Raw genomic sequence first — 19,076 nt, forward strand, 5'->3', positions numbered from 1 at the left:
CGTACTCGCTACATTAATGTGAGGATCAATTTATGGAATATACGGGGCTCTCAGCTGCAATTGCTGGCTATATCGATGAGCGACGAAGAGTTAAAAAGGAACCTGTAGAGAAGAGTTGCGAAAAGGCGTTAAAGGAGGAGCCGGAGGCAGCCAGACGTGTGGCAATCAGTACGGAATATCAGGCACAACTTCAGGCACTGGATAATCAGTTTGCCTATATACCTTGGTTAACCGATGCGGCTAAACGAGCCAAACAGATCAGCCTGGTGACTCACGCACCGAAATTTACCCATGGCGATGCGAAAGGCAGTGGTGTGCTCGATGACAGAGAGCCAACCGTTGCCAAGGGGTACTTATCCACATTGGTACTAAGCCAACCGGAAATAGATACCATTGGTAACGCAGCAGCTGCGAATTCGGCTACGTTGTTACTGCTCACCGTGGATGGTATCAGCGTGGCGGATTGCATCGCGCAAGACGATATCTCTCCTTTTACCTCTTTTACTGACGATCCGCAGTTGTTGGGGGAGTGGTTAGCGGGTTTTAAGCTGGCATTGGTGGATAAAGATCCCAGTTCGCACCCTCTTGCCAAGCAGATCTTTTTTCCTGTTGCAGAACAGAAATATCACCTGTTAAGCCCGTTGTTTCCCTCTTCTCTGGCGCATGAGATTTATGCCCGTATCGGGCAGAGCCGTTTTGGTGAACAGGCCAAAGAGATCCGTGAAGCAAAAAAGGCCGGGAAATATCATGCTGAACTTCAGGTGAGTTATCCCGGAACGGCAATCCAGATCTACGGTGGCTCCAAGCCATTGAACATATCCAGCCTGAATGTCTCACGCGGGGGCAAAATGCTATTGCTCTCTTGTGCGCCGCCCAGTTGGCGTGGCCGCTTAACCCCTCCCAGCGGTAAAGACATTTTGTATAGCAGTGAATTTAACCGCCGTACCTGGCAACAGGTCAATCAACTGAAAAACTATCTGCTCAGTGTGGCGGAAAAAGAGAGTACGTTGGAGATACGACAACGGCGTGGGCGCTATGTAGTGGCGCTGGTGGATACCTTATTAAACTACGCTACAGAGATACAGTCTCTGACCGAATTAGCAGGTTGGAGCTCGCATCCTGACTGTAAATTACTTGATGCGCAGAAAATATGGCTAGACCCTCATCATCCTTCCGCAGAGTTTCAGCAACAACGCAGTAAAAATAATTGGCCGGGCGAGATAGCCAAGCAGTTTGCTTCTTGGTTGAATGAGAAACTGGAGCATAAGCGGATGACGTTTGCCCTAGCTGAAAACCATGCCTGGCAGAAAGTCTTCAGTCAACGCCTCTGGGAGTTTGACCTTGGGCGGAGGGAGGATGTATGAGTACATTAATTACCCTACGCCACCTTCAGGTTAGCAATGTAAACACCATTGCCGGACTGACTTACGGTTTTCCTGCCATCACTCAACTTTTGGGTTATACCCATGCGTTATCGCGCAAGCTCCAGCAGAGCCACGGTATCGAGTTAAAGGGCTGCGCAGTGGTGTGCCATCATCATCAGATTCATACCTATCAGCCTTCGGGATGGGGAGATTATGTGTTTGCATTAACGCGTAATCCGCTGACTAAAGAGGGAAATACGGCCCCTATTGTTGAAGAGGGGCGTATGCAGATGGAGATCTCCCTGGTTCTGGAATGTCAGGGGCTGATTTCTGGCGGTGAAGCTGGTATTGCGGCGCTACGTGAGTATTTATTTCCGTTGTGCCAGAGCCAGCGATTGGCTGGAGGGACGATCAGCAGGCTACAGGATATCGACATTGTTGCTTTTCCAATGACGGCACAGGAGCGATCACGTTTTACCCGGCGTCTTCTGCCCGGTTTTGTCTTGCTCGATCGTTCCTCCCTGTTGCAGCAGCATCTATTACGCCTGCAGCAAGACCAACCTGAAGCCGATCTCTTGGATGCCTGGCTCGATTTTTCTGCGCTGAAATATCAGGCAATACCTTTGCAAGATGAGAACGGCGTGCAAGATGATAACAACAAAGCGCAATGGGCTTATCAACCCAAGCCAGAAAGCGGTTGGTTGGTGCCGATCATGACAGGATTCCGCGCTATTTCGCCTTGCTACGAGCCAGGCATCGTAAACAACAGCCGCGATTGGGCTACGCCTTTCCGTTTCGCAGAGGCGGTATACGGTATTGGTGAATGGAAAAGCCCACACAATATTGACGACTTGCGACAGATGTTTTGGCAATACAGTCATGACCAAGACTGGTATCTCTGCCAGGCACAACCTAACACCGTTACAGGCAGCGCTTTTCAACTCGAAGAAGATTTCGACTTTTTCTAATAAAAAAGGAATTGGATCATGGCAACGATTACATTAAAAACGGCATCCGTGCTGGCATTTGAAAGCAAGTTGGCTTGTTCTGACGCGATTATGGCGGCGGGCAATTGGGAAGAGAGAACGGATGTAACCTGCTGGCAGGCTATTCTGGTGCAGGAAAAGGCGGTACGCGGTACGATTTCCAACCGTTTAAAGGCCGCTATTAGTAGTGATTCAACGAAACTAGATGCAGAGATACAAAAAGCCAACCTGCAAACCGTGGATGTAGCGGCATTACCCTTTGACTGTGACACATTGAAAGTGAGCTTTACTCTGCGTGTGCTTGGCGATTTAGCAACGCCTTCCACCTGTAACGATCCCGATTATCAGGCCGCTCTGGCTGCAGTGATCCAGGGCTATGTTGCCCGTCAAGGATTTGGTGAACTTGCCAGACGTTATGCAACCAATATTGCCAGTGGTCGTTTCCTATGGCGTAACCGAGTGGGTGCTGAGCAGGTCGAGGTGCGGGTGAGTTGTGGTGGCCGCACTTGGGTGTTTGATGGCTACGCACACGGTTTGCATGAATTTCCTCCGGTGACTGGCGATCTGCTGGAGTTAAGCAAAGCAATAGAAGCGGATCTGCAAGGGCAGCAGTATACCTTTATTGAGGTTCAAGCTTTTGTTCGACTGGGACAAGGGCAGGCGGTTTACCCTTCGCAGGAATTGGTGATGGGGGGCGGTAAAGGAGATAAGAGCAAATTCTTGTTCCAACTGAACCAAGTGGCCGCCATGCACTCGCAAAAAATTGGTAATGCTCTGCGTACGATTGATACCTGGCACCCAGAGTCAGCTGAGGTAGGGGCGATTGCGGTAGAGCCTTATGGCTCCGTCACCAATCGCGGCAAGGCTTACCGGCAACCTCGAGAAAAGTTGGATTTTTATAACCTGCTGGACGCTTGGGTACTGAAAGGTAAAGAGCCTGATTTGGCACAGCAGAATTATGTCATTGCTATGTTGATTCGCGGTGGCGTCTTTGGTGATGCAAGCTAAACGAGGTGATTATGGATCACTATTTGGATATTAAGGTTCAACCCGATCTGGAAACCTCAGCACAGGATTTGCTCAATAATCTGTTTGCTAAATTACACCGCGCGTTAGGGCATTATGCAGCAGGGAGAATAGGCGTGAGTTTTCCCTGTAGTGATAAGACGTTGGGCAGCGTGTTGCGTTTACACGGCTCGGCGCAAGACATCGCTAATCTGATGCAGCAAAACTGGTTACAAGGTCTGCGTGACTACGTTCGATGCAGTGCGGTATTGCCAGTGCCTAAGGCAGTACAATACCGAACGGTGAGGCGAGTACAGGCAAAAAGCGCCCATAACAAGCGGCAGAGATCGATTGCTAAAGGGTGGCTAACTGAACAGCAGGCATTTGAACAAATTCCTGACACCCAACAGAAATCTCTTAGGTTGCCTTTTATTCAACTGCGTAGCCTTTCGAACGGCAATACGATGCGAATTTATATTCAGCATGGTGAATTGCGGGAACAAGCTCAGTTGGGAAGTTTTTCTGCCTACGGTCTAAGTAGCAGTACCACCATACCCTGGTTTTAACCCTTTTTTTTCGACTATTTCTAAGTCATTGTTTTATCATGGTGTAATTAAAGGGGGAGAAAAAAGGGTTTTCCTGTCACTATCCTGCTTTATGTTTAATAAACAGGGTGATGGCATATTTTTATTACGGTTTGCTGCCGTACAGGCAGCTTAGAAAAACACATTGCTAAAGGCGACCCGCTCGATGTGGTTTGCTGCCGTACAGGCAGCTTAGAAATGTACCACCAGAATCTTTAGAGCATTGAGATCGTTTGCTGCCGTACAGGCAGCTTAGAAAAAAGGTTGGAACACTACTAGCCGGACTACGGTGTTTGCTGCCGTACAGGCAGCTTAGAAAGAGATGAGAACCAACGGTCTGTAAATGCGGTGGTTTGCTGCCGTACAGGCAGCTTAGAAAAGAATCGGACGATGTTTGGGTTAGCTTCGCGAGTTTGCTGCCGTACAGGCAGCTTAGAAAGGCACATTGCGGCCTCTAATCCCGCAACTGAAGTTTGCTGCCGTACAGGCAGCTTAGAAAAAAAACGGCAAAGCTGGTCACTGAATTTGCTAGTTTGCTGCCGTACAGGCAGCTTAGAAAGTTACTTTTTCATCCAGCATCTTGCCGATGGTGTTTGCTGCCGTACAGGCAGCTTAGAAATGATATGTACACTCATATGTACACAACTCATTGTTTGCTGCCGTACAGGCAGCTTAGAAATGTATTAATAGGCAATCATCAGGGTTGAGATTGTTTGCTGCCGTACAGGCAGCTTAGAAATCCTGCATACCATCCGCGCAGTAATGCCATAAGTTTGCTGCCGTACAGGCAGCTTAGAAAGAAAGGAAATTAAAATGGCTACTCAATACTTTGTTTGCTGCCGTACAGGCAGCTTAGAAAATTCACTGCAACAACGGTAAACGATGCATCGTGTTTGCTGCCGTACAGGCAGCTTAGAAAAGAGAAACAAATCACCATTAATAGTTATAGACGTTTGCTGCCGTACAGGCAGCTTAGAAAATTCATTCCGTGGCGGTGATGGTCTGGACATAGTTTGCTGCCGTACAGGCAGCTTAGAAAATAGCCATCATGGTGTTTAGGGTGATAATCATGTTTGCTGCCGTACAGGCAGCTTAGAAAATGCCGGTTCATCGCACCATTTGATACAGTAAGTTTGCTGCCGTACAGGCAGCTTAGAAAACTGACGGCCTCAGCAAGGTAAGTAAGTTGCTGTTTGCTGCCGTACAGGCAGCTTAGAAAAACAAGCTCTTTCGAGGTGGAGGAGTGAAGCTGTTTGCTGCCGTACAGGCAGCTTAGAAAATGACCAACGCATCCAGATTGACGTAATCACCGTTTGCTGCCGTACAGGCAGCTTAGAAAGGCGGCCAGTGACCCCAACTAGCAGTCGGTCAGTTTGCTGCCGTACAGGCAGCTTAGAAAAACTCGTCTGGCTTTGCAGAGCGCTGCTGAGTGTTTGCTGCCGTACAGGCAGCTTAGAAAATAACGCAATATTGTGAGATTGCGGTCATGAGGTTTGCTGCCGTACAGGCAGCTTAGAAAAGAGGGCCACCAGCTAACCGCGCCGGAATTATGTTTGCTGCCGTACAGGCAGCTTAGAAATGGATGATTATTTCTTTTGGGGAGTTATTATCGTTTGCTGCCGTACAGGCAGCTTAGAAATTGCATGTCGGTTATGAATTTGACGCCATGATGTTTGCTGCCGTACAGGCAGCTTAGAAATGGTAGGCCTGTCGATTAATCTCGATGTGACCGTTTGCTGCCGTACAGGCAGCTTAGAAAAGCACGCTTACACATGGCTTCGGTAATATCGGGTTTGCTGCCGTACAGGCAGCTTAGAAAAATGCGAACGTGAAAACGCTTCAATAGAAATGGTTTGCTGCCGTACAGGCAGCTTAGAAAAAGCAGTAAACGCATACTGATTGAGGTAACTCGTTTGCTGCCGTACAGGCAGCTTAGAAATTTCCACACGTTGCGTTGAGCTGCAACCGCTTGTTTGCTGCCGTACAGGCAGCTTAGAAACTGAGTTCAAGCGTAACGAGAACACAATCTACGTTTGCTGCCGTACAGGCAGCTTAGAAAAGCAATAGCAACCAAAGCAAAAGTAGTGACATGTTTGCTGCCGTACAGGCAGCTTAGAAAATTAGATTTACGGATTGATACCCTCTCGTTGTGTTTGCTGCCGTACAGGCAGCTTAGAAATATAACTGGATAGTGAGCAAGTTAAATAAAATGTTTGCTGCCGTACAGGCAGCTTAGAAAACAAAATATTCCTGAAATTATTCCGGTACCGGGTTTGCTGCCGTACAGGCAGCTTAGAAAAATTTGGCTCAATCGGAACAAGCTTCCACCCTGTTTGCTGCCGTACAGGCAGCTTAGAAAGTTAATGGAAACGGACAAACAACTAGCGTTTATGTTTGCTGCCGTACAGGCAGCTTAGAAATAAACCGTCACTAATAACTTTCATGTTGCCGAGTTTGCTGCCGTACAGGCAGCTTAGAAACTAAGCCAGAATGACGACTCACTAGCATCTACGTTTGCTGCCGTACAGGCAGCTTAGAAAAACAATCGAAACAACACGTGTAGCCGAACCGCGTTTGCTGCCGTACAGGCAGCTTAGAAAATTGATATCAAGCCCCAAGACTTCACAGCATTGTTTGCTGCCGTACAGGCAGCTTAGAAATTGCGAGTAACACAACAACGAAAGACGTTACGGTTTGCTGCCGTACAGGCAGCTTAGAAATTACTCTAAATTTGATTGGAAAACGCATGTATGTTTGCTGCCGTACAGGCAGCTTAGAAAGATAGCGTGCGCCAAATTTACCAGTACAGGAAGTTTGCTGCCGTACAGGCAGCTTAGAAAATTCATCCAGCAAGAACTTGGCGTTGTGATCCGTTTGCTGCCGTACAGGCAGCTTAGAAAAAATCACCCAAGCGCCCTACCAACTCTGCCAAGTTTGCTGCCGTACAGGCAGCTTAGAAAAGATCGGCGCGTCAGGGATATGGATAACTATCGTTTGCTGCCGTACAGGCAGCTTAGAAATAAAAGTAAATTGTAATTCTGTATATTATCGTGTTTGCTGCCGTACAGGCAGCTTAGAAACACGCCAATTCCACCGCCGTAACCATAGCCATGTTTGCTGCCGTACAGGCAGCTTAGAAAGGCAATGTTGCGAATGCTAATCCGCGCATCACGTTTGCTGCCGTACAGGCAGCTTAGAAATGCGTTATATATAGCCTCTGCCACATCAACAGGTTTGCTGCCGTACAGGCAGCTTAGAAAAAGGAAGCATCGGATAAAGCCAAGCGTGAGATGTTTGCTGCCGTACAGGCAGCTTAGAAAAACCGGTCACGAACCGTCTTTCGGCTGGCGTCGTTTGCTGCCGTACAGGCAGCTTAGAAACGGATAAGATGGTGTCGCGAGATTTTCAAAGCGTTTGCTGCCGTACAGGCAGCTTAGAAAATAGATAGCTTCGCGCAAGCTACCCACACCGAGTTTGCTGCCGTACAGGCAGCTTAGAAAAGCTAAGCGAGAGGCGTTCAGCGTGACTCGATGTTTGCTGCCGTACAGGCAGCTTAGAAAACTGGCAGCGCGATTAATCAAGTTAATCAGTAGTTTGCTGCCGTACAGGCAGCTTAGAAAAGCGCGGCCAGTGCAGCAATAATCAAGGTGATGTTTGCTGCCGTACAGGCAGCTTAGAAATTGAGTCATATTTCCGCGCAACTGCATCGCGAGTTTGCTGCCGTACAGGCAGCTTAGAAATGCGACTATGAGATTGTCGGCCTGGGTGCATTGTTTGCTGCCGTACAGGCAGCTTAGAAAGGTTTCGTCGGATATTCCAGCGAACACATTCGGTTTGCTGCCGTACAGGCAGCTTAGAAAAATGTTTAAAGCAGACAATGCTAGGGTGTTCGGTTTGCTGCCGTACAGGCAGCTTAGAAAAATGACGCGCGCGCATTTGCGGAGTATCAGCTGTTTGCTGCCGTACAGGCAGCTTAGAAATGATAGAACCGGATATTAATCAGGAGCTTTACGTTTGCTGCCGTACAGGCAGCTTAGAAACCAGTGTCGGCGTCAACTACGGTAGTTACGCCTTGTTTGCTGCCGTACAGGCAGCTTAGAAAGGTAGATGCTTTCGGCAGACTTACCCTAATTGGTTTGCTGCCGTACAGGCAGCTTAGAAAAAAGACCTGGCTTGTTGATATAGAGGGATGGTTTGCTGCCGTACAAGCAGGGAGAGCAAGAAGTTATTCTCCACAACAACTAACTACGACGTGCATATCAGACCCGAAAGCGTATTTTCCTTGTACTTTCCATAACTTACAACCACTCTTAGCGGACGTGCCTTTACCCGCCGGGGATTTTTTCCCAACGTGCGTTTTTGGCCTGAAAGCGCTAGACGAAAATCAATTGGAATGTGAGTTGGCCGGGAGCTTATACAGCTAATCGATATTGAGTTTAACTATAAATATATAAATCAATAGAACTTTCAGCCCCAATACTACCTAAGAACCGATTCGTTTCTGCTGACCAATAGATAGATGGTTTTTCCCCATTCTCTACTTCGATTAAAAGAGAAAAAATGAACGTAACACCATATTTCTCTTTTATTTCTTCCAATACATTAATTTTACATTTTAATAGCGACAATAACTTTCTTGTTTGCTCATCTACATCATAGGACTCTTCCTTCTCCGTACAGATTGACCAACTAGTCTCTGTACTCGGTCTTTTTCTCGTTCCGCTGATGATACCTTTGAGATGAACCTCCATAGGTTCTATCTGTAGCAAAGCAGTTATCTCATTGGGATCAAAGACATCCCCGCAAATGGAAAATTCTGCTTTTACTGTTGTTTTATCCATATAACTGCCCTACTTATTAATAAATTCGCCAGTTGGGATATCTTCACCTTTCCCACCTTTTCTGAAAATCCACAACTGCCCACTATCTTTATCAACATAAATGTCATAAAGCTTTATTTCTGCTTTAGCACCAAGGAAATCCTTTTTGATCTGATGAGCATCCACGCCATTATTTTTCAGGAACTTATCGTCAGCAACTTTTATATTAGATGGTTTTTCTGCCCCATTATCATAACCATCACTTGTCATATGATTTGGTAAATCAGGTATAGCTTCGGTATTACCCGTGTTGTTTGGCGATGTGTCTACAGTTTGGTTTCCACCAGTATTATTTGGCTCCGAGTCAGTCTGACCATTATTGTTACCTGTATGATTTACGCTCTGGTCTGGTAGTTGGTTTCCACCCGTGTTGGTTGGGCCAGTCTCAGCCATCTGGTCACCACCAGTATTAGAAGGACCAGTTTCACTTCGCCCCATCATTGTCTGAATGGCCAAAATCGCAACTTGCGCGGCCATTGGACAATCACCACCGGAGAGGCATTTTGTCACAGCATCTTTGCCAAACTCTTTCACCGCCACATCCAGCTTTTGCGCTATCGCAGCATTAGCTTCGCTTTGTGGCGTTTGTCCTGCTACAGGCGACGGAGGAGCAATCATTTGTAGCAGGAAGTTATTCTCGACCGCGTTCTTCCCGGCCTGCGCACCGGCAACGGCACTGCCCGTGCTATCGCCTACTAGGCCACCGGATAGTCCCGCCGCTAGGGAGCTGAGGTTAACAATAACCTGCTTTTGTGCTTCGGTCAGGTCTTTGGTCTCGATATTTGGGTACAGGCTGTTTTTGATGTAGATGGCGGCCAGTTCACCGCTTAACGCACCGATACCACCGGCGGCGGCGCTGTTGCCTTGCAGGTGAGAGAGCACCGCACCCAGCACCGCATGTGCGCCAATGCGTGCCGCTTCATTATCTTCACCGGCGACATCTTTAATCATCTGTGCCAGATACGGGGCGGATGCACCGGCCAGTGCTTTGGTCATATCACCACCCGCCAACCCTTGCAGGGCGGCGGTGGCGGCTTGCGCAATTTTCTGGTAAGTGCCACCGATGCCGTAATCTTTCATGGCATCTTTATAGACTTGCGACGCTTCTATCTCTTTCTGGGTCGGGTTGAGATTACCACCTTTCGCCAGTGCATCTTTCGCGGCTGTGGTGGCCTGTATCTGTCCTCACATATATGTAAAAAGTATCTGTATGGCCATCATTGGGTGTCAATAAAGTCAGGTCGTTAAATAATTTTTAGCATCAATTTCTCTTTGGTTAGATATTCATATTTGTTTTTTCATATATATTGTTGATTTTATTTCTCTGCAGAGTATCCTGTCTCAAAATGAACAGGAGGAACGATGCGACTAACTTCCTTACAACTCTTCAAAAACCTATCCGATGAGACCCGCCTGGGTATCGTGTTGCTGCTCAGGGAGATGGGGGAGCTGTGTGTGTGTGATCTTTGCACGGCGCTGGAACAATCGCAGCCCAAGATTTCCCGTCATCTGGCAATGCTACGAGAAAGTGGTCTATTGCTGGATCGCAAACAGGGGAAGTGGGTTCATTACCGCTTATCTCCGCATATTCCTTCATGGGCAGCTCAGGTTATTGAACAAGCTTGGTTAAGTCAGCAGGAGGATATACAGGCTATCGCCCGTAAGCTGGCATCGGCTCACGGCTCTGGTAGCGGTAAGGCTGTCTGCACCTAAAAATTTTCCTTTAATATATATGTTTTTTCGAATGTATAGTGCATAAGATAACGCGTTAATAGTGTTCTATTCGGTTACGTGCTGTCGTATTGGCGGTACATAACCAGTATCAGCAACTCAAACAACTTGCGGGTTAATTTGTTACACGCACAGGGTGGTTCTGCCGCTCTGTCTGGAGGATTTATGTTACTGGCCGGCGCTATTTTTGTCCTGACCATTGTTTTGGTTATCTGGCAGCCGAAGGGATTAGGGATCGGTTGGAGTGCGGCGCTGGGTGCGACGCTGGCATTGATTTCCGGTGTGGTACACATTGCAGATATTCCTGTGGTGTGGAATATCGTCTGGAATGCTACCGCAACTTTTATCGCCGTTATTATCATCAGTCTGCTGCTGGATGAGTCCGGCTTTTTCGAGTGGGCGGCGCTGCACGTGTCACGTTGGGGCAATGGTCGTGGTCGTTTGCTGTTTACCTATATCGTCCTGCTCGGTGCAGCGGTGGCGGCGCTGTTCGCCAATGATGGTGCAGCTCTTATTCTGACGCCGATTGTTATTGCCATGCTGCTGGCATTAGGATTCAGCAAAGGGGCTACACTGGCATTCGTCATGGCAGCCGGATTTATTGCCGATACGGCCAGTCTGCCGCTTATCGTGTCAAACCTGGTTAACATCGTTTCTGCTGATTTCTTCCATCTGGGATTCACGGAATATGCATCAGTGATGATACCCGTGGATATCGCCGCTATTATTGCCACGCTAGTGATGCTGCATTTGTTCTTTCGAAAAGATATTCCGCCGACTTACGATTTAGCTCTCCTGAAAGCACCAGAAAAAGCGATAAAAGATCTGGCAACGTTCAGAACCGGCTGGGTTGTATTGCTCCTTCTACTGATCGGTTTTTTTGTGCTTGAGCCGATGGGGATACCCGTTAGTGCTATTGCGGCGGTGGGGGCAGTCATCCTCTTTATTGTGGCGAAACGAGGTCATGCTATTAATACCGGTAAGGTGCTGCGCGGTGCGCCGTGGCAGATTGTGGTCTTCTCACTGGGGATGTATCTGGTGGTCTATGGCCTGCGCAATGCTGGATTAACAGAATATCTCTCTGGTGTACTGAACGAGCTGGCAGATAAAGGCCTCTGGGCCGCGACCTTTGGTACTGGCTTCCTGACGGCTTTCCTGTCTTCCATCATGAACAACATGCCTACTGTGCTGGTTGGCGCTCTCTCAATCGATGGCAGTAACGCAACAGGCGTTATCAAAGAAGCGATGATCTATGCCAACGTGATTGGCTGCGATCTGGGGCCGAAAATTACACCTATTGGTAGCCTGGCAACGCTGCTCTGGCTGCATGTCCTTTCACAGAAGAATATGACCATCACCTGGGGATACTATTTCCGCACCGGGATCGTCATGACTCTGCCTGTGCTGTTTGTAACGCTGGCCGCGCTGGCGCTACGTCTCTCTTTCACTTTGTCATGAGATACTGAGATGAGCAATATCACTATTTATCACAATCCGGCCTGCGGAACGTCGCGTAATACGCTGGAGATAATCCGCAACAGCGGTACTGAGCCGACCATTATTCATTATCTTGAGACTCCACCGTCACGCCATGAACTGGTTAAACTCATTGCGGATATGGGAATCACTGTGCGGGCGCTGCTGCGTAAAAACGTTGAGTTTTATGAAGCGTTAGGGCTTGCCGAAGACTGCTTTACTGACAATCAGTTAATCGATTTTATGTTGCAACATCCTATCCTGATTAATCGTCCGATCGTAGTGACGTCGTTGGGGACCCGCCTGTGTCGTCCTTCTGAAGTGGTTCTGGATATCCTTCCAGATTCACAAAAAGGGGCGTTCGCGAAAGAAGATGGTGAAAAAATCATAGATGAAACAGGGACACGGATTAAATAATAGTGAGGAAAAGAATACGTTACACCGTATTAGTTCTTTGTCATTGGCGTCATATTCTTACCGGTATAAGACCTAAAATGCTTTTGCGATAATAACTACAGCTGTCAGATAATCCTTTCATATTGGCAGCCCCTATCTGATTTCTCTTTTTATGCTTACTAAATATGATGGCGGTATTCCAAAAAACTGTTAAAAATGAGGTAAGTATGAAACGTTTAATTATGGCTACTATGGTTGCAGCAACTCTGGCATCGTCATCAGTATGGGCTAGCGGTGAGGTGCCAACAGCAACAGAAAAACAGACTCAGCAATCTGTGGCGGCTGAGCGGATTTCTGAGCAAGGCTTATATGCGATGCGTAACATTCAGGTTGCGCGTTTAGCTCTATTCCATGGCGACCCTGAAAAGGCAAAAGAACTGACAAATGAAGCCTCGGCTTTGTTAGCAGATGATAGTACTGAATGGGAAAAATTTGCCAAATCGGGTAAGAAAACCAATTTGAGTGATGATCAGTATATTGTCATTAATGCTACGGTTGGGATATCTGAGAGCTATATTGCGACACCTGAAAAAAAGGCTGCAATAAAAATTGCTAATGAAAAAATGGCAAAAGGAGATAAAAAGGGGGCATTGGAGGAACTTCGCCTGGTTGGTGTCGGAGTGATGGAAAATCAGTATCTGATGCCGTTGAAACAAACACGGAATGCACTTGCAGAAGCCCAGAAACTACTTGATAAAAAACAATACTATGAAGCAAACCTTGCTCTCAAAGGTGCTGAAGATGGAATCATCGTTGAAAGCGAAGCATTACTGGTTGATTAAGCCTGATATTCATTTTATTTAAGGTGTGGGCGTCATACCTGCAAGTTTCTTTTTATGACCACAATATGATTGTTTGTGGTCATAAAACTCTCTGTAGTACTCTTCAGTTTTATATCAATTAATACCTTTCTTTTATTTCTCATCTCCAATGAAACCCTATTTCTAGTAGACGATTAAAATAATTCTATAGTTGGGGGATTATGCCACCAATTCTGGTTATTATTTTCGCCTCTGTGTAACTTAACCCCCAATTCTTACACGCGTAAGAATAACATCACAAATCTCGCGAATCTCTCTGATTACACCTTATACATATTTCTTTTATTATTATTTCCGTCCTCACCACTCATCTCACAAAAATCCATTGTGAGCCTAGAGTAGAGATGAACTCATTAACTCTATATATGATATGTGGCTAATTTAATTTACGGTGATAACCCATGTTTCTGAGTTATTCAGTGATGGGCTATTTCTTAAATAAACGCCAAATAGATAAAGTCAATTTTTTATTAACCAATAGGTAATGCTATGTCAACTCCACTTCAAGGAATTAAAGTTCTCGATTTTACGGGTGTACAATCCGGCCCATCCTGTACCCAGATGCTGGCGTGGTTTGGTGCCGATGTTATTAAAATTGAACGTCCCGGCGTTGGTGATGTAACTCGCCATCAACTGCGTGATATTCCTGATATAGATGCACTTTATTTCACCATGCTCAATAGTAATAAACGTTCTATTGAGCTGAACACCAAAACTGCGGAAGGCAAAGAAGTTATGGAAAAGCTTATCCGTGAAGCCGATGTTTTAGTTGAAAACTTTCACCCAGGCGCCATTGATCATATGGGTTTTACTTGGGAGCGTATTCAGCAGATCAATCCACGTTTGATTTTTGGTTCCATCAAAGGGTTTGATGAGTGTTCTCCTTACGTAAATGTGAAAGCTTATGAAAACGTTGCTCAGGCTGCTGGTGGCGCAGCGTCCACTACCGGCTTCTGGGATGGCCCACCGCTAGTTAGTGCCGCAGCCTTGGGTGACAGCAATACTGGGATGCATTTGCTGATTGGCTTACTGGCCGCATTGCTGCACCGTGAAAAAACGGGGCGTGGTCAACGGGTAACAATGTCTATGCAGGATGCGGTTTTGAATCTCTGTCGAGTGAAATTACGTGACCAGCAGCGTCTTGATAAACTTGGCTTTCTGGAAGAATACCCGCAGTACCCAAATGGTACTTTTGGTGATGCCGTCCCGCGCGGTGGTAATGCTGGTGGCGGTGGTCAACCTGGCTGGATATTAAAATGTAAGGGTTGGGAAACAGATCCCAATGCTTATATCTATTTTACCATTCAGGAGCAAAACTGGGAAAATACATGTAAAGCTATTGGTAAAACAGAGTGGATTACCGATCCGGCATATAATACTGCTCATGCTCGCCAGCCACATATTTTCGATATATTTTCCGAAATAGAAAAATATACGGTTACGATTGATAAGCATGAAGCTGTAGCTTATTTGACCCAGTTTGATATTCCTTGTGCGCCAGTATTAAGTATGAAAGAAATCGCACTCGACCCGTCTTTACGCAAAAGTGGAAGTGTAGTGGAAGTTGAACAACCACTGCGTGGAAAATATCTGACGGTTGGATGCCCAATGAAATTCTCAGCATTTACGCCTGATATTAAAGCTGCGCCGCTATTAGGTGAGCATACCGCTGATATTTTGCAGGAATTAGGTTATAGCAAAGATCAAATCGCTGCGATGAAGTGAAACCATGTCATCTGATATTTAAGGGGGCCTCTCGTGCCCACTTTTTTAGACAAGAAATTCGAGGTTATTAAACATGCCGGATAAACTTCAAATGACGGATGGTATGCATATCATCGTTGAAGCATTAAAACAGAATAATATTGACACTATATATGGTGTCGTGGGAATTCCTGTAACGGATATGGCGCGTCACGCTCAGGCAGAAGGAATTCGCTATATTGGTTTTCGCCATGAGCAGTCTGCAGGATATGCCGCTGCAGCCAGCGGTTTTCTCACTCAGAAACCGGGGATCTGTCTAACGGTTTCTGCGCCTGGTTTTCTGAATGGTTTAACAGCATTAGCCAATGCGACGGTAAATGGCTTTCCTATGATCATGATCAGTGGCTCCAGCGATCGTGCGATTGTGGACCTGCAGCAAGGGGACTATGAAGAGCTGGATCAAATGAATGCAGCTAAACCCTATGCAAAAGGCGCTTTTCGCGTTAACCAACCTCAGGATCTCGGTATTGCATTGGCGCGCGCTATTCGGGTATCTGTTTCTGGTCGTCCTGGTGGTGTCTACCTTGATTTACCCGCCAATGTACTGGCCGCGACGATGGAAAAAAATACCGCTGTAAACACCATTGTGAAGGTTGAAAACCCTGCACCAGCACTGCTGCCATGCCCGGAGTCAATAAGTAAAGCGATATCGCTTCTGGCAAAGGCAGAACGGCCATTAATTATTCTTGGTAAAGGTGCTGCATATTCGCAGGCTGAAGAGCAGATCCGTGATTTTATTGAAAGCACGCAGACCCCTTATCTTCCGATGTCTATGGCTAAAGGTATTCTCGAAGATACCCATCCACTTTGTACTTCAGCAGCCCGTTCGTTTGCTCTGGCAAATGCGGATGTGGTGATACTTGTAGGGGCTCGTCTCAATTGGCTATTGGCTCATGGTAAAAAAGGGTGGGCAAGCGATACACAATTTATCCAATTGGATATTGAGCCTCAGGAAATTGACAGCAACCGCCCAATTGCTGCGCCGGTAGTTGGTGATATAGCCTCCAGTATGAAACTTATGTTGGCGGAACTGAAGCGCAGCCCCTTTACCACCTCTTTGGAATGGCGCGATATTTTAAATATTCACAAGCAGCAAAATGCGCAGAAAATGCAGGAAAAATTAAATACTGATACCCAACCATTAAATTATTTTAATGCATTAAGTGCCGTACGCGATGTCCTCAGTGAAAACCATGATGTCTATTTGGTTAATGAGGGAGCAAATACACTGGATAATGCGCGAAATATTATTGATATGTATAAGCCTCGCCACCGACTGGACAGCGGCACATGGGGTGTCATGGGTATTGGGATGGGGTATGCCATCGGCGCAAGTGTGACATCAGGTTCGCCAGTGGTGGCAATTGAGGGTGACAGTGCATTCGGTTTCAGTGGAATGGAAGTCGAAACTATCTGTCGTTATAACCTGCCGGTGACCATTGTCATTTTCAATAATGGTGGCATCTACAGGGGAGATGGAGTCGATCTCAGTGGAGCTGGCGCGCCGTCGCCAACTGATCTGCTGCATCACGCACGGTACGACAGGTTAATGGATGCATTTCGTGGCGTTGGTTATAACGTCTCAACATCAGATGAGCTTCGTCATGCATTGGCGGCCAGCATCTTGTCGCGGAAACCGACCATTATTAATGTGGCCATCGATCCAGCCGCTGGAACTGAAAGCGGCCATATTACCAAACTTAATCCTAAAAAAGTTTCTGGTAATTAAATACTGACACCATCTCCTCTCACCGTTTAATTATATTTTGGTGAGGGGGACTCTTATCGGAAAAATATTATGTTAACTTTTTTTATTGGCGATTTATTGCCTATTATTGTGATCATGCTGTTGGGTTATGTGGGCGGCAAACGTCAAACATTCTCAGAAGATCAAACTCGGGCATTTAATAAACTGGTATTGAATTACGCCCTTCCCGCGGCTTTATTTGTCTCTATTACTCGGGCGAATCGGGATATGATATTTGCAGACGCCCGTCTAACCCTCGTTTCACTTGTGGTTGTCGTCGGATGTTTCTTTTTCTCCTGGTTCGGGTGCTATAAATTCTTTAAGCGTACTCGTGCTGAAGCCGCTGTATGCGCATTAATTGCAGGTTCACCAACTATTGGATTCTTGGGTTTTGCGGTCCTTGATCCTATTTATGGTGACTCGGTATCAACGGGTTTAGTCGTAGCGATTATATCTATTATTGTTAATGCTATTACTATTCCTATTGGCCTATATTTGCTGAATCCAGCATCAGGACCGGATGGCAAAAAGAATAGTAATCTGAGCGCGTTATTATCGGCGGCAAAGGAACCGGTAGTATGGGCACCTGTCCTCGCGACGGTACTGGTACTTGTTGGGGTTAAAATTCCTTTAGCATGGGCTCCAACATTCGACCTGATTGCTAAAGCCAACTCTGGGGTTGCTGTATTTGCTGCGGGTCTGACTCTGGCAGTACATAAATTCGAGTTCAGTGCGGAAATTGCCTATAACACATTCCTGAAATTAATCTTAATGCCATTGGCCCTGCTTCTTGTTGGTCTGGCTTGTCATCTTAACAGCGAACAACTCCAGATGATGGTTCTGGCAGGTGCGTTACCTCCGGCATTCTCAGGGATCATTATTGCCAGCCGTTTTAATGTTTATACCCGTACTGGTACTGCTTCTTTAGCCGTCAGTGTGCTTGGGTTTATCGTCACGGCACCATTGTGGATATATATCAGCCGACTGGTTTCATAATAAATAATGTTATTTATTCATTTAATAATGCCACCGAAGTACATATTTTACTTCGGTATTTTTTTTGCGAGGCACCAGTCAGTGAAATATATAGAAAATAAAGGGCCGTTTGACGGACTATTGGTTATCGATTTAACACATGTTTTAAATGGCCCTTTTGGTACGCAACTTCTTTGCAATATGGGCGCCAGGGTAATTAAAATTGAACCCCCAGGTCATGGAGACGACACACGAACTTTCGGACCCTATGTTGATGGTCAGTCACTTTATTATAGTTTTATTAATCACGGAAAGGAGAGTGTTGTTCTTGATTTAAAAAATGAGCAAGATAAAAGCATTTTTATTAATATGCTCAAACAAGCAGATGTATTAGCTGAAAACTTCCGCCCAGGCACCATGACAAAATTAGGTTTTTCATGGGAAACGCTTCAGCAAATTAATCCGCGACTCATTTATGCTTCTTCTTCAGGTTTCGGCCATACCGGTCCCTTAAAGGATTTTTCTGCCTACGATACGATAATTCAGGCTATGAGCGGCATAATGATGGAGACCGGTTATCCTGATGCTCCACCGGTGCGTGTTGGGACATCGCTTTCTGATCTCTGCGCGGGGGTGTATCTGTTCAGTGGTATTGTCAGCGCTCTTTATGGACGTGAAAAGAGTCAACGGGGCGCTCATGTGGATATAGCCATGTTTGATTCAACCTTGAGCTTTTTGGAGCATGGCCTTATGGCATATATCGCTACGGGTCAGGCACCACAACGGCTTGGTAATCGCCACCCCTATATGGCACCTTTTGACGTCTTCGAAACTCAGGATAAACCCATTACTATTTGTTGTGGTAATGACAAGCTTTTTTCTGCTTTGTGCGAGGCTATGGGGCTTCCTGAACTCGTAAGTGATTTGCGCTTTGTTAGCAATATTTTGCGCGTACAAAATCAAGCGGTACTAAAGCAGTACATTGAAAGCGTATTAAAGACGCAGCCAGCAGATGTCTGGTTAGCGCGCATTCATCAGGTAGGTGTACCTGTGGCCCCACTTTTGAATGTGGCGCAAGCAATGCAATTGCCACAAACACAGGCAAGAAATATGTTGGTCGAAGCGGGGGGAATAATGATGCCGGGCAATCCCATAAAGATTAGTGGCTGCCCGGATCCGCAAGTTTTACCCGGAGCGGCAACGCTCGATCAACATGGTGTGCAGATTCGGCGGGAGTTTTCATAGGCCAATTTAAGTTTTATTACTGAATGCAGTTGTCAGTGAGCT

At 46.4% G+C, this 19,076-nt stretch carries 14 protein-coding genes, 1 pseudogene and 1 CRISPR repeat array; of the genes and pseudogenes, 12 read left to right on the top strand and 3 right to left on the bottom strand.

Annotation, left to right across the window (positions count from 1 at the left end; all coding sequences use genetic code 11):
• The first annotated feature begins 32 nt into the window (after positions 1–32).
• Genes csy1 through cas6f form a run of 4 tightly spaced genes read left to right on the top strand, consistent with a single transcriptional unit; the run spans position 33 to position 3,921 of the window.
• On the top strand, positions 33–1,364 hold the full coding sequence (gene csy1, locus HUZ92_RS02485; RefSeq protein WP_050296085.1) for a type I-F CRISPR-associated protein Csy1: 1,332 nt from the start codon (positions 33–35) through the stop codon (positions 1,362–1,364).
• Positions 1,361–2,332 (top strand): type I-F CRISPR-associated protein Csy2, encoded by a 972-nt coding sequence (gene csy2, locus HUZ92_RS02490; protein WP_145579868.1) that lies wholly within the window; start codon positions 1,361–1,363, stop codon positions 2,330–2,332. The genes csy1 and csy2 overlap by 4 nt, the downstream gene beginning before the upstream one ends.
• 18 nt (positions 2,333–2,350) lie before the next feature.
• Positions 2,351–3,358 carry a type I-F CRISPR-associated protein Csy3 gene (gene csy3 / locus HUZ92_RS02495; RefSeq protein ID WP_145579869.1) on the top strand — a complete coding sequence of 336 codons (1,008 nt, stop codon included), beginning with the start codon at positions 2,351–2,353 and terminating at the stop codon, positions 3,356–3,358.
• Positions 3,359–3,369: 11 nt separating this feature from the next.
• Positions 3,370–3,921 carry a type I-F CRISPR-associated endoribonuclease Cas6/Csy4 gene (gene cas6f, locus HUZ92_RS02500; RefSeq protein WP_050098031.1) on the top strand — a complete coding sequence of 184 codons (552 nt, stop codon included), beginning with the start codon at positions 3,370–3,372 and terminating at the stop codon, positions 3,919–3,921.
• Between the two features lie 129 nt (positions 3,922–4,050).
• Positions 4,051–8,101: a CRISPR direct-repeat array (repeat unit 28 nt; unit sequence GTTTGCTGCCGTACAGGCAGCTTAGAAA).
• Positions 8,102–8,375: 274 nt separating this feature from the next.
• On the opposite strand, the gene HUZ92_RS02505 is transcribed toward cas6f, so the two are convergent.
• From HUZ92_RS02505 to HUZ92_RS02515, 3 genes and pseudogenes are all read right to left on the bottom strand, one after another.
• Positions 8,376–8,780, bottom strand: a complete 405-nt coding sequence (locus tag HUZ92_RS02505) for a DUF4279 domain-containing protein (protein WP_050098032.1) — start codon at positions 8,778–8,780, stop codon at positions 8,376–8,378.
• Between the two features lie 9 nt (positions 8,781–8,789).
• Positions 8,790–9,437: a polymorphic toxin type 33 domain-containing protein gene (locus tag HUZ92_RS20970; protein WP_318249404.1), complete on the bottom strand. Its 648-nt coding sequence runs from the start codon at positions 9,435–9,437 to the stop codon at positions 8,790–8,792.
• A 6-nt stretch (positions 9,438–9,443) separates the two neighbouring features.
• A pseudogene (locus HUZ92_RS02515) lies at positions 9,444–10,004 on the bottom strand (VENN motif pre-toxin domain-containing protein); the annotation flags it as partial.
• 177 nt (positions 10,005–10,181) lie between these two features.
• On the opposite strand from HUZ92_RS02515, the gene arsR reads away from it, so the two are divergent.
• From arsR to yfdE, 8 genes are all read left to right on the top strand, one after another.
• Entirely contained in the window at positions 10,182–10,532 is a 351-nt protein-coding gene (arsR, locus tag HUZ92_RS02520; RefSeq protein ID WP_050098034.1) for an As(III)-sensing metalloregulatory transcriptional repressor ArsR, read from the top strand.
• Between the two features lie 183 nt (positions 10,533–10,715).
• Positions 10,716–12,008, top strand: coding sequence for an arsenic transporter (locus HUZ92_RS02525; RefSeq protein ID WP_050098035.1), 1,293 nt, complete (start codon positions 10,716–10,718; stop codon positions 12,006–12,008).
• Between the two features lie 9 nt (positions 12,009–12,017).
• Positions 12,018–12,443 (top strand): glutaredoxin-dependent arsenate reductase, encoded by a 426-nt coding sequence (gene arsC / locus HUZ92_RS02530; protein WP_050098036.1) that lies wholly within the window; start codon positions 12,018–12,020, stop codon positions 12,441–12,443.
• A 206-nt stretch (positions 12,444–12,649) separates the two neighbouring features.
• The gene (locus HUZ92_RS02535) at positions 12,650–13,264 is read left to right on the top strand and encodes a YfdX family protein (RefSeq protein ID WP_145579871.1); all 615 of its coding nucleotides are present in this window, start codon (positions 12,650–12,652) and stop codon (positions 13,262–13,264) included.
• 528 nt (positions 13,265–13,792) lie between these two features.
• Positions 13,793–15,028 (top strand): formyl-CoA transferase, encoded by a 1,236-nt coding sequence (gene frc, locus HUZ92_RS02540; RefSeq protein ID WP_050098038.1) that lies wholly within the window; start codon positions 13,793–13,795, stop codon positions 15,026–15,028.
• A gap of 73 nt (positions 15,029–15,101) precedes the next feature.
• On the top strand, positions 15,102–16,796 hold the full coding sequence (gene oxc, locus HUZ92_RS02545) for an oxalyl-CoA decarboxylase (protein ID WP_145579872.1): 1,695 nt from the start codon (positions 15,102–15,104) through the stop codon (positions 16,794–16,796).
• A 69-nt stretch (positions 16,797–16,865) separates the two neighbouring features.
• Positions 16,866–17,810 (top strand): transporter YfdV, encoded by a 945-nt coding sequence (gene yfdV / locus HUZ92_RS02550; RefSeq protein WP_050098040.1) that lies wholly within the window; start codon positions 16,866–16,868, stop codon positions 17,808–17,810.
• 81 nt (positions 17,811–17,891) lie between these two features.
• Positions 17,892–19,034, top strand: a complete 1,143-nt coding sequence (yfdE, locus tag HUZ92_RS02555) for a CoA:oxalate CoA-transferase (protein ID WP_050098041.1) — start codon at positions 17,892–17,894, stop codon at positions 19,032–19,034.
• Positions 19,035–19,076: the final 42 nt, after the last annotated feature.

Origin of the sequence: Yersinia vastinensis, from assembly GCF_902726565.1 — a bacterium.
Lineage (GTDB): Bacteria > Pseudomonadota > Gammaproteobacteria > Enterobacterales > Enterobacteriaceae > Yersinia > Yersinia vastinensis.

Coding starts and splice junctions, on each gene's coding strand:
- csy1 (WP_050296085.1), top strand. CDS start 33: ATGGAATATACGGGGCTCTCAGCTGCAATTGCTGGCTATATCGATGAG.
- csy2 (WP_145579868.1), top strand. CDS start 1,361: ATGAGTACATTAATTACCCTACGCCACCTTCAGGTTAGCAATGTAAAC.
- csy3 (WP_145579869.1), top strand. CDS start 2,351: ATGGCAACGATTACATTAAAAACGGCATCCGTGCTGGCATTTGAAAGC.
- cas6f (WP_050098031.1), top strand. CDS start 3,370: ATGGATCACTATTTGGATATTAAGGTTCAACCCGATCTGGAAACCTCA.
- HUZ92_RS02505 (WP_050098032.1), bottom strand. CDS start 8,780: ATGGATAAAACAACAGTAAAAGCAGAATTTTCCATTTGCGGGGATGTC.
- HUZ92_RS20970 (WP_318249404.1), bottom strand. CDS start 9,437: ATGATTGCTCCTCCGTCGCCTGTAGCAGGACAAACGCCACAAAGCGAA.
- arsR (WP_050098034.1), top strand. CDS start 10,182: ATGCGACTAACTTCCTTACAACTCTTCAAAAACCTATCCGATGAGACC.
- HUZ92_RS02525 (WP_050098035.1), top strand. CDS start 10,716: ATGTTACTGGCCGGCGCTATTTTTGTCCTGACCATTGTTTTGGTTATC.
- arsC (WP_050098036.1), top strand. CDS start 12,018: ATGAGCAATATCACTATTTATCACAATCCGGCCTGCGGAACGTCGCGT.
- HUZ92_RS02535 (WP_145579871.1), top strand. CDS start 12,650: ATGAAACGTTTAATTATGGCTACTATGGTTGCAGCAACTCTGGCATCG.
- frc (WP_050098038.1), top strand. CDS start 13,793: ATGTCAACTCCACTTCAAGGAATTAAAGTTCTCGATTTTACGGGTGTA.
- oxc (WP_145579872.1), top strand. CDS start 15,102: ATGCCGGATAAACTTCAAATGACGGATGGTATGCATATCATCGTTGAA.
- yfdV (WP_050098040.1), top strand. CDS start 16,866: ATGTTAACTTTTTTTATTGGCGATTTATTGCCTATTATTGTGATCATG.